This is a genomic window from Celeribacter indicus (genome assembly GCF_000819565.1).
Lineage (GTDB): Bacteria > Pseudomonadota > Alphaproteobacteria > Rhodobacterales > Rhodobacteraceae > Celeribacter > Celeribacter indicus.
In genome coordinates this window covers 83,561-98,192 of sequence record NZ_CP004395.1, presented here as the reverse complement: position 1 = coordinate 98,192, position 14,632 = coordinate 83,561, and the positions used below count along the sequence as shown (strand labels likewise).

Genomic DNA, 14,632 nt, shown 5'->3' with positions numbered 1-14,632 from the left:
TCCTTCCGTGACCACTTTCGCGGCCACATTGGAACACCCAATTTCCCCTTTGTAACAGACGTTTGTTTAGCAGCTAACGTGAAAGGGGTCCGCAATTTTGGCCACTTTCAAGACGCAGAAGCAGCCAGAACCGGCGTCAGATCTTGGAAGCGGTCAAGCGACACAAGCGAACAGTCGCAAGCAACCATCAATCAAATCTTCTTGCTATCATTAATGTTGTTTCGTATCGCTGCACCATTATAGATGGAGTCGGCATCATGAAGCACGTGATCCACAGCGTGGCAACAGCCACGGCACTAACCATATCCGGACTAATGGCCTCGTCAGGTCCGGCTCAAGCCTATCAGGTCGACTGTGCAATCCTCCTCTGCCTTGCGGGCGGCTGGCCTGCCTCCGCGCCCTGCGCGCATGCCAGAGCGGTCTTCATTCGGCGGATCACACCATGGCCGATCGAGCCGCCCTTACAAATCTGGCGGTGTCCGATGGGTGTGTCGTTCAACGATCCCAGCCCGATGTCGCCTATGGAACGCCTTAATGACACCACGTTCCGCGATCCGCCCGAACCGCAGGAATCGACTCCGATACCCCTTGTTCACGTCCAAGCAGATGAGCAAGCTGACATCGACATCTCAGGCGACGCCTTTGATTTCGTGCGCAGCATACGGGTCTATCACATCCAGTACCGCCAGCATGAAAACCGAGATGGCGACTGCAATCGCAGCGACTCGACGCGATTGGGGTCCTACGGCGTGCAGGGCGACTACCGATGGACAAGATCCACCGTGGGCCAGGTGCCAGCCGCATCCGGCCTGAGCATCCCGAATGGATGTGGCAGCTACTTCTACCGTTCCGTCTTCGTCGACTGGCGTGATCACGCCGGGAACTATGGTTCTGAAGAAGTTCGCTACTGACAAAATCTGCGCGCGGTTTTGCCGCGCGCGTCATCTCAACCCCGCACGTAAGGCTGTGCAAAACCCCCGAAAAGGAGACGACGCCAGACCGTGAAGCCTGACGCCGTGCTAGAAAACTCCGTGAACAAGAGTTTCCTAGCGCACCGCTAAAACACCTGCAACCAGCAAAGTTGTTTTGCTGGCAAGAATGTTGTTGTCTCACGACATGGCGTCGGTTCTCCAAGGAGACCTCGACCATGGAACCTACGACCGGCCTGATCCTGCGACGGATCACGCAGACAAATCTCTCTGTTGCAGCGCACAAGCTTGCTACCCTCATCCTCGATGCCATCGCCTGGAAGGATGGCTACAACGGTTTGTCGCGCGGAACGGCAGCCTTCACCCTCTCTGCCCTAGCGGAGAGGATGGGTGTTTCACGACAATATCTTTCGGTTCTTTTGAGCGAACTTGAGACGTCGGAGTTGCAGCTCGAGCGGGCGAAGCCGAATGGCAAGTTCGCGCCCTGGATCTTTCGGTTTTCCGCCTTCGACAAGGAGAGTGAACCCCATGATCTCGTGTCAGGTGAAGACGACACATCACTATCTAGAGATAATAATAACAAAACTATCTTCTCAGGGCTGATCGATATCACCGCGAGTTCGAACGTTTTTCAGACCAGTTGGGCAGAGCTCATCAAAGCGGCGAAGGCCACGTTGCCCTGCTGGAACATCGACACCCAGGTCATCTGGGATCGCTTCCTCGCCTTCAACCGATCCCGAGGCAACGGCAGGGTGCCGGCCGGCTTCCTGCTTGGCTTCATGCGCCGATGGCGAAATTCGTGGGGAACTCCAACTTGTCCCGCGGTCAAGCCGCCCGCGAGACCAATAACGGATCCCAAAGAGCGCGAATTGCTGAGACAGATGCAAGCCGCACCAACTGCGAACCGCCAGTTCCACGCGTCCGACTTGTGTCGCTTGATCGGACACGCTGCCTACGAAGCGCGGGTACTCGATGTGATCCGCAAGTTTGGGTGCCAGAGGTTTTCAGCAACTTTGGCGGTGCACGGACGGGCGGTGTTTGCTGGCGAGATTGCGCGGTGACTTTCACTCAGTTGGCCAATCAAGCTCGACTTCAGCCAGATTGTGGGCGCAATAGCCGGTGTGGTCGCGCAGTGAGTTCTTGAAGCACTGCATCGGCTTGAAGCCATGTGCCTTCCTATCCGAGGGGCCGAAGCCGGAAGGGATGGCCTGAATGTCGTATGAACGGCGGTTGCCTGAGAAAGGACTCCCGTCTCCCGCTACAAGCGGCGGTTCAGCGACCGGAGTTGATGATTGCCAGCCGAAGGGGCAATCCAGTTGGGGAGGTGAAGTCGCTGTGGGCGGCTTCGACGGCCACGTCAGCGCAGCCGCTTCTTCATGCGCTCGATCTGCTCGGGCGAGCCCTCGAAGCTGTAGCCTTCGCGGGTCTTCTTCATCCGCACGCCGGGACCGGCAGCCTTCTTGAGGCTGTCTTCAACGTGCTTCTCCATGCTGCGCGTCAGCTCACGCTGAAGCTGGGCGGCAGAGGCGATCTTGCGGCCATTGAACCGCATTTCGATGCGAGCCATCGCGTCGTTCCTTTTCTGTTAGCCCTTCGGAGGGAAGGGATCGTTGCCGTAGGTGTTACGCTCGCGGATGCGACCGTTCTCGCCGTGGATCAGCATCTCGCTGCCCTGGCGCATGGCGGATTCTCGCGCGGCCGCGATGGCCTCGCGCTGCGTGCCATGGACGGAAGACGCGCGGGAGTTGCCCGCCCCCTTCACTGCCCAACCGCCCTGATGCGGCACAACATGCTGATTTTTCTTAGACATTTTAAGCTCCATATGTCGATTTCGGTTGACGATTCTGCCAACCTTGTGTTTAAATATAGATTAGGAAATGGCGCTTATCAACCAAAACAACAACCGCCGGGAGAGGACCATGTTCGGACAAAGGCTCAGGCTTGCCCGCAAGCGGGCTGGCCTATCCATGCAAGCTCTCGCCGACCGCGTGACCCCAAGCGTGTCGGCGCAGGCCATCAGCAAATACGAAGCGGACAAGATGATGCCGTCCTCGTCGGTGTTGGTCGGCCTCGGAAAGGCGCTCGGCGTGTCGCTGGATTTTCTTGTCGGTGGCCAGGTCGAAGCTCTGGAAAGCGTCGAGTGGCGGAAGAACTCGACTGCCTCGGCGCAGGATCGCGCGATGGCGGAAGCCATCGTGATCGAGAAGCTCGAAGACTATCTCGCCATCGAGGACATCCTCGACCTGCATCCGGCTGAAGACCCGTTCGCCGCGCTGCGCGTGGACATGGTAGCCGATGAAGAGGCCATCGACGCCAAAGCGCGGGACGTGCGGCGCGAGTGGAAGCTCGGGATCGACCCCATCCCAAGCATGACCGCCCTGCTCGAAGACAAGGGGCTCAAGGTCATCGAGGCCGATCTACCTGAGCGCATCAACGGGCTGGCTTGTCATGTTGAGCGGGCGGAAGGTGCACCGACTGAGGTGATCGTCGTCTCGCGGCACACCAACGTCGAGCGCAAGCGCTTCAACCTCGCCCATGAGCTCGCGCATCGGATCATCATCGAGACCGGCAATGTCGCGCTGAAAAAGGAGCCGTCCATGCACCGCTTCGCGGGGGCGTTTCTTATCCCGCGCGAGCATCTGGAAGAGGAAGCTGGCCGGAACCGGCACGGCATGACCTGGATAGAGATCATGCGGCTCAAGCGCACCTACGGAGTCTCTGCCGCCGCGATGCTCGTGCGGCTCGGCCAAGTGGGCATTCTGTCGAAGAGCGCTGTGGAATATGCGTTCAAGACCTATGCGCGAAGCTGGCGGCGCGAAGAGCCGGAGCCTATCGGTCCCGGTGAGGGTTTCGCGGCCTTCGAGAAGCCGCAACGCTTCGAGCGCCTCGTTTGGCGCGCGCTCGGCGAGGAGTTGATTTCGCCTGTTCGCGCTGCCCAGATGCTCGGGCTCCCTTTGAGCGTTGTCGAACGTGACATCAGGGGGCCGCGTGACCAGTGACCTGTATCGTCGTCAATGATGCGTCCTGCCTGATCGACCTGAAGAAGGGAGAGTTGCTGCACGTCCTGCTGCGGCTGCCCTATCGGTTCATCGTGCCCCTGCCCATCCGTGAGGAGGAGCTCCTCGACTTCACGGCGCAGGAATGGCGGATGCTCGAAGATGGTGGCCTTGCCACCTATGATCTGCCGGGCGAAGAGGTCGCGCGGGTTTTCGCACTGAAGCGGGAACATAGCCGCTTGTCGGCCAACGACTGCTTCGCCCTCGTGACGACAACCTGCCAGGAGAACGGTATCCTCCTGACCGGCGACAACCTGCTGCGCAAGGTGGCCACCGCCCGCGCCGTGCGCGTTCATGGCGTACTCTGGATCATTGACGAACTGCACGCGGCCGGTGTCTGCGAGGTCGAGCTTCTCATCTCCGCGCTGCAGGTCTGGCGCGCGGATGTCGCGTTGCCCTTAAATCTGAGACACGACGCGTTCGGGGATATTTTTTGCCCTTAATTATGAGATTCCACTGCCATCGCGCCTATGCTTTTCGCGCGCTGCCGGGCGATGTAATCGACCGCGGCAAGCAGACGTGGCTCCTTATCGAAGGCGCGCAATAGAGCAACCCTTGCATAGTCGTCGATGCCGGAGCTTGAGATGGCCGCTTTGACCAGTGGACGGGATTGGGCTGCATCAATTGCAGCAAGGCAAAACAGCCTTACTTCCAGCCTGTGGCCCTGAAGAGCGTGTAACGGATCTCCGCGGAAGGCCTTTAATGATATGGCAAAGGTGACCGCGCGCATTGCGCGCCGAAGTTGCTTGGAGCTGCGTAATCGCGCGGCGTATTCAAGCCGCGCGGCGCCGTTGCGCGCACGATTTATCAGCTTTTCGGGCATCTGTTCGCCACTGGCCTTGCCGAGCGTCGGCACAAGTCTCGTCCCACAAACCTGGCAGTCGAATGCCCAGGCTCGCCTCCAATGCTTGAGCGAAAGGCCCTCTCTGGAACATTGCAGGCAATGCTGGAATGGTATCTGGGCCGTCAGCGAGGCTTCTCGTGTCGTCATTGCTGGGAAGGTCAAAGATCGCACAACATCTGGGTCAATCCGTGCGGCGTTGGCAATCTTCGCCGCCGCTGCCGCGTCGATGTTGAAGTCCAAGGACGTGCCATGAGTTGTATCGATTTCGATATGGGCCAGCAGTTCCGCATCATCACAGTAGTTGGCCGCCGCCAGCCGAGACAACCAACCTGACAACAACTCGTCTGGCAGCGGCGCGACAGTCTTGGGCAGCGGGTGCGGCTTCACACCCCGGACTTCTCGAGCCGCCGATGGGGGTTCGCATGGCGCGACCAAACCGGCGTCCATTTTACGATTGCGTCATCGGTGATGCATTCATCACCTGTTACAATGGCGTCGATGGAAAGATCCTTGATCAGGGCGAAAATGCGCGAGGTCACCCCACCGGTCAGTGCAAGTATCTGCTTGAGTGACTTGACCTTCAGGTTGGACTTCTTTTCCAGTGGCATGGCAGCAATAAGGGTCTGGATCATGTCCGAGAACTCGGCATCGTCGCGCCAGTTTGGCAAGTGATGTTCGTCCAGCCGTCGGGCAAGCTGGATATCACCACGGATGGCGTCGACGGCCTCGCTGACCCCAAGACAGACCAGTGACACCTCGAGCTCATTGCTGAGATAACGAAGAACATTGAGAAAGCGTCGCTGTTCGCGGTGGGTCCCGGCCAAGAGGTTGTGGACCTCGTCGATCATGATCATCCGCAGGCCAAGGTCGCGCAAAAGCGCAATAACACGGACTTCGAGGGAGGCCACATTTTGAGCGCGCGCGCCCAGTGCCGTGGCCGGTGCCCCGACGGACGCCAGGATGTGCAGATAGAACCGCCGTTCGTCGGGAGCTGGCGGTGCTTGTAACAGCAAGAGCGGCGTTCGCGTAATTCCCGATGCTGGGTCATATTCCGGTGCATATCTGCGCGACAGGTTGCGGGCGATCATCGTCTTGCCGATCCCAGACGCGCCATGCACAAGAAGGCCAGGCATACGGGTTTGCCTTGGCGCTTCGATCATACCCTGCAAACGGTCCAGAACTTGTTCGGCCCGCGGAAAGCCAATCCAGATATCCGATTGAATGAGGGCGATCCGACCGTCTTCCTCTGTTGTCCCTGCCCTCAATTCACCATCTCTCCACTTTGAACAATGGGCGCGATGTATCACCCGTGTCGATCGGGCGCAGCCTTTCGGTTTTCGAGACAGCCGAGTTGGTGCCCTCCAATGTCCCTTTTCTTTCACGGGATCGGCGTTCGGCCTTCGTTAGGCCCCGGCTTTCAAACTCGATCTGGCGTTGCTGTCGGATCAGCTCAGCCAGGACCAGCTCATTGGACCCGGATTTGCCAAGGGCACGGGCCTTCCTCATGGCTTCGCGATATTCCCAGAGCGGCACGGGCGGAATTTCCAAGTTTCTGTAACGCGCCTCAACATATCGGCCATCGTCCAATTCGACCCAGATCATTGAGATATCGCGAGGGTCGTAGCGAACGACCACCTTCCCATCCCCGCGCCCAATGTGGCCTGCAAGCGCATCCGACCAGTACCGTATCTGGAACAGATGGATGCCGTCACGCCTGACCTTGCGCAGTTCGCTCGGCAAGAAGCTCACCCGAAAGGCTTCCATCTCGAAGGGGATGTCGCCCATCATTTCCTCTGAGAGCACCTCCCATTTGGCGACGGGCGTACAGCCAAGACTTGAATGAATGCTGTTGTTGTAGCGGCAGATTTCCAGGGCAAACCAGCGATCAAATTCGCCTAAAGTCATCGCGGCCATGCCTTCGGCATCGTAGTCGCCCTTGGCCACGACCGAGGATTGCGTTGTTCCAGGCAACAGGTGCACGGCCCCCATCATCGTGCCGATCAATCGTTCGATGTGCCCTCCGAAATGAGGACTGCCTGGCGGCCGATAGACCAGATCGATCCCCCATTCCGCACATGCCGACCGAAAGGCATGCGACCGGAAATCGCGCCCGTTATCGACGTGGATGCTATGCGGTTTACCCTGCGCGGGCCAAGGAACATTGCACACCAATTCCGCCAGAAGTTCCGCCTTGGGGGCCACAGCCTGTGTCAGGCAAAGCGCCACCGACAGACGCGAAGGAGCCTCGAGAGAGGTGTAATATCCGGTCACCATCCGCGTTGCGACGTCGATCGCCAGCGTGACCCAAGGCCGCCCAATTGGTTGGCGTTCAAAACTGTCGACGAGAATGATGTCCGCAGGCGTATGGTCGATTTGCACGACCTCCAGTGGCCGGTTTGCCTTGTTGTCGCCTACGACCGGCGCAAATTTCTGGCGGGCCGCCTTTGCGCCTTCGCGTGCCTTGGCAATTGCGCGGGCGTCCATTGCATCCAGCCTGCGCTGAACCGTCCGACGCGTCGGCGGTTGCAAGCCCTCCTGCCAGCAAGCGCTGCGGATTTCTGTCACGACGCGCGACAAGCTCGAACGCTCCCGGCGCAAGAAATAGCGGCGAAGGTGCTCCTCGATTACCGCTTCGACTTTGCTGGATATTAACATCGTCCCGGTCGGGCGGCCCCGTTTCCGCGGAGCCAGAGCGCTGGTGCGCCCACCCTCTTCCGCCAACCGTTTTATCCAACGCCAGACCGTCGCCCTGCTGACACCAAGCTCCCAAACGGCGTCATTGATGCCACGTTCCAGGCTGCCAGTCCCATTGAGATATGCCTGAACAAGAGGGCGCAGCACCGCGGCCCTGCGCGCCTCTTCAGCACCAACGGCAACGGAGTCTTCGCCATCATCATTCATCGATATTTGCCGCAAATGTCTGTGAACCCTGTCTCAGGCTTAAGGGCAAAAATATCAGAATTAAAGGCAAAATCTCATATTTAAGGGCAAAGATCAGCCGTTGATTTCGTTGGATTTCCCATCTCACAATTAAGGGTTCTGCCTCAATCTGTGTGGCGCAGTGGCAGCATTCGGGCTCTGAGGAGTTCTGGTCCGGCGCGACCGTACATGGCGCGCTTGAGGGTCTTCAGGCGATTGACTTGGCCCTCAGCCTGACCGTTGCTCCACGGAAGTTCGATGGCATTGCGCACGGCCTCGATGTCGCGGTGCAGCGTGCGGGCAAAGCGCATGATTGGTGGGATGCCAGTCTCAATGGCCAGGTCGATCCATGCGTCCAGCGGGGCGGACTGGTCGCCGCGCAAAATGCCCTGAAACCGCATGGCAAGGCTCCGCATCGTGGCAAAGCTTGGCGATCCGGCCTTCAATGCATCTACCTTTTGGGCCTGGTCTGCGGTCAATTTGCGTCGCGGCTTGATACAGAGCGCCGCTGCGACAACCGGCGAAATGGCGTGACCGGTTTGCGGGTCCCGCACAGGCGCCAGGGGCAGCGGCGTGTCGGTCGGGCCTGCTAGAACGGTTTGTTCATCCCTTCGCCATCCGGCCAGCAGACGTTGCAAATGAGACAAGCTGCCCTCATAGCCATGGCGTTGAATTTCGACCAATAATTCCTGGCCGGACCGGATACCCTGTTTCCAGAGATCGGCCAGTATGCTCTCAAAATACCACGGCGACGTGGGCTTCAATGCAGCTCGGCGGCGGTCTGGTGGCGAGTCGGAGCTCAACCACTTCGCCACACTACGACGCGGGAAGCCGGTCCGACGTCCAATTTCGCTACAAGACAGCCCTTGATCACGAAGCGCATGGATGTTTCGGAAAATTTCCTCACGTGATTTCCGATGAGCAAGACGCGATCGCAGTAGATGATTGGCCGTGCTGATGTTTTCGGCATCTGACAATAGCGCCCGCCCGGTGGCGCGGCCATGCATATTCATCTGCTCTTCAATGGCCTGGCGCAGGTTCTGGACGAGATGGAAACGGTCTGCGACCTGCAGGGCTTGCGGTGCACCCTGACGTGCGGCCTTCGCATATCCGCCACAACGATCCCGACTGATGACTTCAATCTCAGGGTGCTGCCGCAGCCAGCTCGCACAGCTTTCAACGCTCCGATCCGGAAGAATATCAATTACGGTCTGCCGCTCGAGATCGACGATGATGGTTCCGTAAGTCTGCGACTTGCGCCAGCTCCAATCGTCGATGCCAATGACCGTTGGCGGCGGGGCGACGCTTTCCGCACACTTCTTGAGGTGTCGCAGCACCGTGTCATTGCTGACACCGACGCCTAAACGGCGCAAGAGCCGCTCGGCAGGCCGTCCACCCGTGGCGTGCCCCAGATGAACTACAATCTCATCAGCACGCGAAGTTCGACGTGCAAATGGACGCGCAATTGACGAGGTGTAGTCCGAAAAAGTCCGCCGCGGGCACGTGGAAGCGCGACATCGCCACCTGCAGACCCAGAGTGCGATTGTTACCTTGTCGCCAAGTGCAGGTAAATCCTGTAGCCGCCTTTGCCGCCACCCGTGACGACGCCGAGAATGCAAACCACAATCTGGGCAGATGCCTCTCGGTGCCAAAACACCGGATACAAGCCACCCGCCGGAATCACGTCGCTTAACGCCTTGAACCGAAACGTCGCTCCCGGGCGACCAGTGCTTTTTTGAAATCACGACTATCCCTCCCGAATGTTCCAAGCTCAGGATAGTTGCGCCACACAAATTGAGGCAGAACCCAATTAAGGGCAAAAATTGTCGCCAAACGCGTCGCGTCTCAGATTAAAGGGCAACGCGACAGCCTGTCAGGCGTTCAGGAGGACACCGCAGCACTCGCGCGTGTCGGATGGGCAGTTCGCCGTTTGAGCGGCGGGCCGGGGCCCGAGGTGGACCTTTCCGCCTTTCTCGACCGCCGCGACCCCGAGAACCTTGGTGATGATGCCGAACCTTTCATGAATCGTGCGAGCGGCTGGCTGGATCTGATGGCGCGAGCTGTCGATCTGCATCCGATCAGCCGCGCCTGCATGGGTTTCCACCTCTGGAACCTCGCTGGTCTTGGACAGCACGGAGACGGGATGGAGGCGGCAGTCACAGCCGCAAGGATTGCGGCCGGTGAGGGAAGGGGGGCAGTCTTTGCACCTCTGGCCATGGGCGGATCAGGGGGGCTGCGCGCTGGCGGCCCACCCGCTGACCGTCTGGCGCGTTGGCTCGATGGGATGATGACAGCATCCTTGAGCGCGATGCGGCACCTAGACGACATAGAGGCATGGGCTATGCGCGCAGACGCCGAAATGGCACCGCTCTCGGGCAAGACGCCACCTGCTCTCCGCGCCTTACTGACCGAGTGGCCACTCGTCTCTGCACCGATGACCGAAATCTTGACTGGCGCCAGCCGCGCCGCCGTCCAGCGCAACCTTGGCTGGTTGGAAGCGCGGGGTCTGATCCGTGAGGTGACCGGGCAGGGGCGCTATCGGATGTGGCGTGCAACGATATAGTAGAGAAGCCTTTTTGGATTTAGCCCTTTGCTGACCCAGTTGGCGCGTGAACGTCTAGCATTGAAATCGCTATTCAACCCTCTGCTTCTCGCGGTTAAGTGAAAATTTAACCCTTGAACCTCTAGTTGCTAGACGTTTTAGCGTGGAGCAAATCGATCTGACAGATCCGACACCGAAATAGAAACTGCGCGGAGCACGATACATGCTGACAAGACGACACTTCATCCAGACGACTACCGCATTGTTCTCGGCGTCTATCTCGAGTCCGCTCCTCGCTGACACCTGGCCCACTGAAGCGGAAAAGGCTGCTTGGGATGCACAGGTTACACCGCCGGGCTATAATCCAGCCACATCAAACCCGTGGGGCCTGCATCCGCGCTTTCTGCCGCAGCGGGTTGTAGCTAAAGATGGTCTTGTGGCCGGTGACATCCATGTCGATGCTGTTGCGCGCTATCTTTACCATATCGAGGAAGGCGGAACGGCGATGCGCTATGGCGTAGCGATTGCTCGTGGCAAACTTTATGAGCCGGGTGTCTACACGATTAAGCGCAAGGTCAGGTGGCCGCATTGGCAGCCAACACAGAACATGATTGACCGCGACCCGGAGCTCTACGCCGATATCGCTGACGGTATGGAACCCGGACCTGAGAACGCGCTCGGGTCACGGGCGCTTTATCTCTTTGTCGGGGACCGAGACACCTATCTGCGCATCCATGGTACACCACAGCCGCGAAGCATCGGCGGCCGAGCAAGTTCCGGTTGCGTCCGGATGGTCATGGCGCACATAAACGATCTGTATCCGAATGTGGAGATTGGCTCGATGGCGTTCCTATATTCGGCCGAGGACAGCGTGACTCCGCAGAGTTGACCCAAGCCGCGCCGTCAATCCGACGCTTGGACGCGTCAATCAGGATTGGCGCGCGACGCAGATGGGATTGCCGCCTGCCGATCGCAACGGGACCAAGGTCGTTTCCACAGGCCCACTATGCGCATACCAATAGCAATTATCTTCGGGACGTAGCCGTGCCGTGTTGAGATCCTGGTCGGGTGCAGCGAGGGCTGCGACAGATTCTGGAATATTCCCGACCCTGAATGGATCGTTGTCTTCCTTCGGAGGTACCGCACAGCCAGCCAGGGCCAATGTTGCAACCATGATCACCGCATATTTTTGAAGCATATCTATCTCACTTTTTGGCAGGTCAGCCGCGTCCACAGACTTGGCAACGCGTTTCAAGGTTCCGCAGATCGGTGTCCTTACTTGACCAAGTTTCTGTTTTAGCTCTTGAAGCTCTAGTTACTGTAGGGGCTATCTCAATGTGGAATGAACGAATCCCGAGGTCAATCCCATGTCTTCCAATGGCCACCGCCACGACCACAAGCACAGCTCTGACTGCAGTCACGATCATGTTGATGATCACAAACATGCGAGCGTAGCTCGCTACTCTCATGGAGATGGTGCTGCGTGCTGCGGTGCTGGAGCCAACACGGGACCGGCAGAATCCATCCCGTCGAATGGGCGAAGTTTTCAAGTTTCCGGTCTGGATTGTGCCGAAGAGGTGGCAATCCTGAATAGGGTGGTCGGTCCAAAAGTCGGCGGGACTGAGCATCTGGCGTTCGATGTCATCAATGGGCGGATGACAATTCTGGATACCGCAGTCGGGATTTCGGACAACGAGATTTCGCAACTGGTCGCGAGTACCGGCATGAGCGCAAAACCGTGGGACGCCGACAACGCAGCAGAGAATCAGGCCGCGCATCTGGCACGTCAAAAGCGGTTTACCGCGCTCAGCGGCGGCTTCTGGGTGGCAGGTTTTCTCTACCACATCGTCGAAACCGGCATGGGTGGTGCGCTCGGGCTATTCGCAGGGCACGGAGAAATGCCGATGCCACTCGCGGAAGCAGGGTTATTCGCGGTGGCAATTCTCTTCGGGGTCTGGCTGGTCGCGCCCAAGGCTTGGTCTTCCGCGCGACGGTTTTCCCCTGACATGAACTTGTTGATGGTGGTCGCAGTGGCGGGTGCCATCGGGCTGGGCGAATTCTTCGAGGCCGCGACGGTTGCGTTTTTCTTCTCACTTTCGCTTTACCTTGAGAGCTGGAGTGTGGGGCGGGCCCGCAACGCGGTATCGGCCTTGCTGGATCTGGCGCCGCCGACAGCTCGGGTGATCCGATCAGATGGCAGCGAAACCGATGTGCCTGCGGCAGAGGTCGCCGTGAACGATCGCTTCATTGTGCGCGGCGGCGACCGCATCCCCCTCGACGGTGAAGTGGTGGAGGGGGCGGGAGCCGTCGATCAGGCTCCCATTACCGGAGAAAGCGCGCTCGTGCCAAAGGAGCCGGGCGATGAGGTCTATGCCGGCACGATCAACGGCGAAGGCACACTGACGGTACGAGCGACCAAGGCAGCTTCCGACACAGTGTTGGCCAAGATCATCCGTCTGGTCGGTGATGCCCATGCCCGCCGCGCGCCGGTCGAGCAATGGGTGGCGAAATTCGCGCGCATTTATACACCCATCGTGATGGCGGTGGCGATCACCATCGCGGTGGTGCCGCCACTCTTGCTCGGCGGCGCCTGGGACTATTGGTTCTACAATGCGCTGGTCCTTCTTGTCATCGCATGTCCTTGCGCACTGGTCATTTCTACGCCGGTGTCCATTGTAGCAGCGCTGGCCGCTTCGGCGCGAGCAGGGGTGCTCATCAAGGGCGGCGCTTATGTCGAAGCGCCAGGGCGCACCACAGCGCTGGCGATGGACAAGACGGGAACGATCACCATGGGCGAGCCTGAGGTGGCGGCGGTTCACCCGCTGGGTGAAGCCTCCGCTCGCGAAATCATCACGCTGGCAGCCAGTCTGGAGGCGCGGTCCTCGCACCCGCTGGCACGCGCCATCCTCGCGCGCGCAGAAAGCGATGGTGTTTCCGTGTCTGCCGCAGAGGACACGCGGACCGTGCCTGGGCGCGGGCTCGAAGGACGCGCCGACCGGCGCGCGATCTGGCTCGGATCAGATCGGTTTGCCCAAGAGAAAGGTTTCAGCAATGCCATTCCGGCGGATCTTCGGGACCGGATCGAAGGGGCAGGCAGCACCCTGGTTGCCGTGGGTGACGAGACCGGCGTGACCGGCGTGCTGGAGCTTCGTGACCGCATTCGCCCCGATGCAAAGGGTATCGTTGCGCGTCTGCACGCGCAGGGTGTGAAGACAATCGTGATGTTGACGGGCGACAACGAACGCACCGCACGTGCGGTGGCGGCCGAGGTCGGCATTGACGAGGTGCGCGCCGAACTCTTGCCAGAAGACAAGGTGAAGGCCATCGAGGAACTGGTGGAATGCCACGATATGGTGGCGATGATCGGCGACGGCGTGAACGACGCGCCCGCAATGGCGCGCGCGCATTATGCCATTGCCATGGGGGCTGTCGGATCGGATGCGGCGATCGAAACGGCAGATATTGCACTGATGACCGACGATCTGGCTCGAGTGCCGTGGCTGATTACTCACTCTCGGCGGACAATGACGATTATCCACCAGAATATCGGTATATCGCTGGCAACAAAGGCGCTGTTCGTCGGGCTGACCGCGTTCGGGATGGCCTCGATGTGGGGCGCCATCGCTGCGGATGTAGGCGTTTCCCTGTTGGTGGTCGCCAATGCGCTGCGGCTTTTGAACGGCCATCGGATCAAGGACGGGCCTTCGGGCGGTGAACCGGTGGGCGAGCAGATGGCGAAGGGAGCACTGGCGCACGGTCATTGATCCGACGTCTTCGGTAGAGTAACCTCTGGCACCAACAGACCTCGCAAAAAGGGGCGTCGAGCAGTGACAAACACCAGATTTCCACGGCGCGCCTTTTTGATGGGCGGATTGGCCTCCTTCCTGTCAGGTTGTGCCAGCAAGTTCCGGTCTTACAACGGACCCGAAGTGACCCGGCTACGCATGTATAAGGCACAGCGGTTTCTGGTTCTGGACGGGGTGGATGACGTCTTGCGGACCTATCCCATCGGATTAGGCTTCGCGCCCGAAGGTCACAAGCAGTTCGAGGGGGACGGCCGTACGCCGGAGGGCTCCTACGTGATTGATCGGCGCAACCCGGAGAGCCTCTTTCACCTGTCGATTGGCATCTCATATCCCAACGCGGCAGACATCGCTTTTGCGCAGGCTCAAGGAAAGTCGCCCGGTGGCGACATTTTCATCCACGGAGGACCGCGCAAGGGGATCGACCCAATGAATGTCCGCGACTGGACGGCAGGCTGCATCGCCGTCACTGACCGCCAGATCGAGGAAATCTATGCCATGGTCAGGGACGGGACACCGATCGACATTTACGCCTAAGG

At 59.4% G+C, this 14,632-nt stretch carries 14 protein-coding genes and 1 pseudogene; 8 read left to right on the top strand and 7 right to left on the bottom strand.

Annotated elements, in window-relative coordinates; translation table 11 throughout:
• Nucleotides 1–257 precede the first annotated feature (257 nt).
• Together P73_RS25295 and P73_RS23285 are read left to right on the top strand one after the other, a co-directional pair.
• Nucleotides 258–911: a hypothetical protein gene (locus P73_RS25295; protein WP_051693628.1), complete on the top strand. Its 654-nt coding sequence runs from the start codon at nt 258–260 to the stop codon at nt 909–911.
• A 236-nt stretch (nt 912–1,147) separates the two neighbouring features.
• Nucleotides 1,148–1,990 carry a hypothetical protein gene (locus P73_RS23285; protein ID WP_028095406.1) on the top strand — a complete coding sequence of 281 codons (843 nt, stop codon included), beginning with the start codon at nt 1,148–1,150 and terminating at the stop codon, nt 1,988–1,990.
• A gap of 296 nt (nt 1,991–2,286) precedes the next feature.
• Here the strand turns inward: P73_RS23285 and P73_RS23280 are convergent, their stop codons facing one another.
• Both P73_RS23280 and P73_RS23275 read right to left on the bottom strand, forming a co-directional pair.
• Complete coding sequence (locus P73_RS23280; RefSeq protein WP_028095405.1) at nt 2,287–2,496, bottom strand: hypothetical protein; 210 nt, start codon at nt 2,494–2,496, stop codon at nt 2,287–2,289.
• Between the two features lie 18 nt (nt 2,497–2,514).
• On the bottom strand, nt 2,515–2,739 hold the full coding sequence (locus P73_RS23275) for a DUF2188 domain-containing protein (RefSeq protein WP_028095404.1): 225 nt from the start codon (nt 2,737–2,739) through the stop codon (nt 2,515–2,517).
• A 67-nt stretch (nt 2,740–2,806) separates the two neighbouring features.
• Here P73_RS23275 and P73_RS23270 point away from each other — a divergent pair, with 67 nt between their 5' ends.
• Together P73_RS23270 and P73_RS23265 are read left to right on the top strand one after the other, a co-directional pair.
• Nucleotides 2,807–3,928 carry a helix-turn-helix domain-containing protein gene (locus tag P73_RS23270; protein ID WP_028095403.1) on the top strand — a complete coding sequence of 374 codons (1,122 nt, stop codon included), beginning with the start codon at nt 2,807–2,809 and terminating at the stop codon, nt 3,926–3,928.
• On the top strand, nt 3,925–4,428 hold the full coding sequence (locus P73_RS23265) for a PIN domain-containing protein (protein WP_043872287.1): 504 nt from the start codon (nt 3,925–3,927) through the stop codon (nt 4,426–4,428). The genes P73_RS23270 and P73_RS23265 overlap by 4 nt, the downstream gene beginning before the upstream one ends.
• On the opposite strand, the gene P73_RS23260 is transcribed toward P73_RS23265, so the two are convergent.
• The 4 genes from P73_RS23260 to P73_RS23245 form a co-directional block, all read right to left on the bottom strand.
• Nucleotides 4,425–5,216 carry a TniQ family protein gene (locus P73_RS23260; protein WP_043872286.1) on the bottom strand — a complete coding sequence of 264 codons (792 nt, stop codon included), beginning with the start codon at nt 5,214–5,216 and terminating at the stop codon, nt 4,425–4,427. The two genes, P73_RS23265 and P73_RS23260, sit on opposite strands and share 4 nt — an antisense overlap.
• Entirely contained in the window at nt 5,213–6,094 is an 882-nt protein-coding gene (locus P73_RS23255; protein WP_028095479.1) for a TniB family NTP-binding protein, read from the bottom strand. Before P73_RS23255 ends, P73_RS23260 begins: the two co-directional genes overlap by 4 nt.
• Nucleotide 6,095: 1 nt before the next feature.
• Nucleotides 6,096–7,730, bottom strand: a complete 1,635-nt coding sequence (locus P73_RS23250) for a Mu transposase C-terminal domain-containing protein (protein ID WP_028095480.1) — start codon at nt 7,728–7,730, stop codon at nt 6,096–6,098.
• Between the two features lie 143 nt (nt 7,731–7,873).
• Complete coding sequence (locus P73_RS23245) at nt 7,874–9,493, bottom strand: ISL3 family transposase (protein ID WP_074743530.1); 1,620 nt, start codon at nt 9,491–9,493, stop codon at nt 7,874–7,876.
• A 125-nt stretch (nt 9,494–9,618) separates the two neighbouring features.
• Here P73_RS23245 and P73_RS23240 point away from each other — a divergent pair.
• Nucleotides 9,619–10,311, top strand: a pseudogene (locus P73_RS23240) (hypothetical protein); the annotation flags it as partial.
• Nucleotides 10,312–10,513: 202 nt separating this feature from the next.
• Entirely contained in the window at nt 10,514–11,179 is a 666-nt protein-coding gene (locus P73_RS23235; RefSeq protein ID WP_043872284.1) for a L,D-transpeptidase, read from the top strand.
• A 39-nt stretch (nt 11,180–11,218) separates the two neighbouring features.
• Here P73_RS23235 and P73_RS26585 read toward each other — a convergent pair whose 3' ends face one another.
• Nucleotides 11,219–11,488, bottom strand: coding sequence for a hypothetical protein (locus P73_RS26585; RefSeq protein WP_050686128.1), 270 nt, complete (start codon nt 11,486–11,488; stop codon nt 11,219–11,221).
• A 169-nt stretch (nt 11,489–11,657) separates the two neighbouring features.
• On the opposite strand from P73_RS26585, the gene P73_RS23230 reads away from it, so the two are divergent.
• Nucleotides 11,658–14,054, top strand: a complete 2,397-nt coding sequence (locus tag P73_RS23230; RefSeq protein ID WP_234994810.1) for a heavy metal translocating P-type ATPase — start codon at nt 11,658–11,660, stop codon at nt 14,052–14,054.
• A gap of 99 nt (nt 14,055–14,153) precedes the next feature.
• Entirely contained in the window at nt 14,154–14,630 is a 477-nt protein-coding gene (locus P73_RS23225; protein WP_043872282.1) for a L,D-transpeptidase family protein, read from the top strand.
• Nucleotides 14,631–14,632 lie beyond the last annotated feature (2 nt).

Bases quoted from the DNA above. Each gene is read 5' to 3' on its own strand.
- P73_RS25295 (WP_051693628.1), top strand. From the start codon at position 258: ATGAAGCACGTGATCCACAGCGTGGCAACAGCCACGGCACTAACCATA.
- P73_RS23285 (WP_028095406.1), top strand. From the start codon at position 1,148: ATGGAACCTACGACCGGCCTGATCCTGCGACGGATCACGCAGACAAAT.
- P73_RS23280 (WP_028095405.1), bottom strand. From the start codon at position 2,496: ATGGCTCGCATCGAAATGCGGTTCAATGGCCGCAAGATCGCCTCTGCC.
- P73_RS23275 (WP_028095404.1), bottom strand. From the start codon at position 2,739: ATGTCTAAGAAAAATCAGCATGTTGTGCCGCATCAGGGCGGTTGGGCA.
- P73_RS23270 (WP_028095403.1), top strand. From the start codon at position 2,807: ATGGCGCTTATCAACCAAAACAACAACCGCCGGGAGAGGACCATGTTC.
- P73_RS23250 (WP_028095480.1), bottom strand. From the start codon at position 7,730: ATGAATGATGATGGCGAAGACTCCGTTGCCGTTGGTGCTGAAGAGGCG.
- P73_RS23235 (WP_043872284.1), top strand. From the start codon at position 10,514: ATGCTGACAAGACGACACTTCATCCAGACGACTACCGCATTGTTCTCG.
- P73_RS26585 (WP_050686128.1), bottom strand. From the start codon at position 11,488: ATGCTTCAAAAATATGCGGTGATCATGGTTGCAACATTGGCCCTGGCT.
- P73_RS23230 (WP_234994810.1), top strand. From the start codon at position 11,658: ATGTCTTCCAATGGCCACCGCCACGACCACAAGCACAGCTCTGACTGC.
- P73_RS23225 (WP_043872282.1), top strand. From the start codon at position 14,154: ATGGGCGGATTGGCCTCCTTCCTGTCAGGTTGTGCCAGCAAGTTCCGG.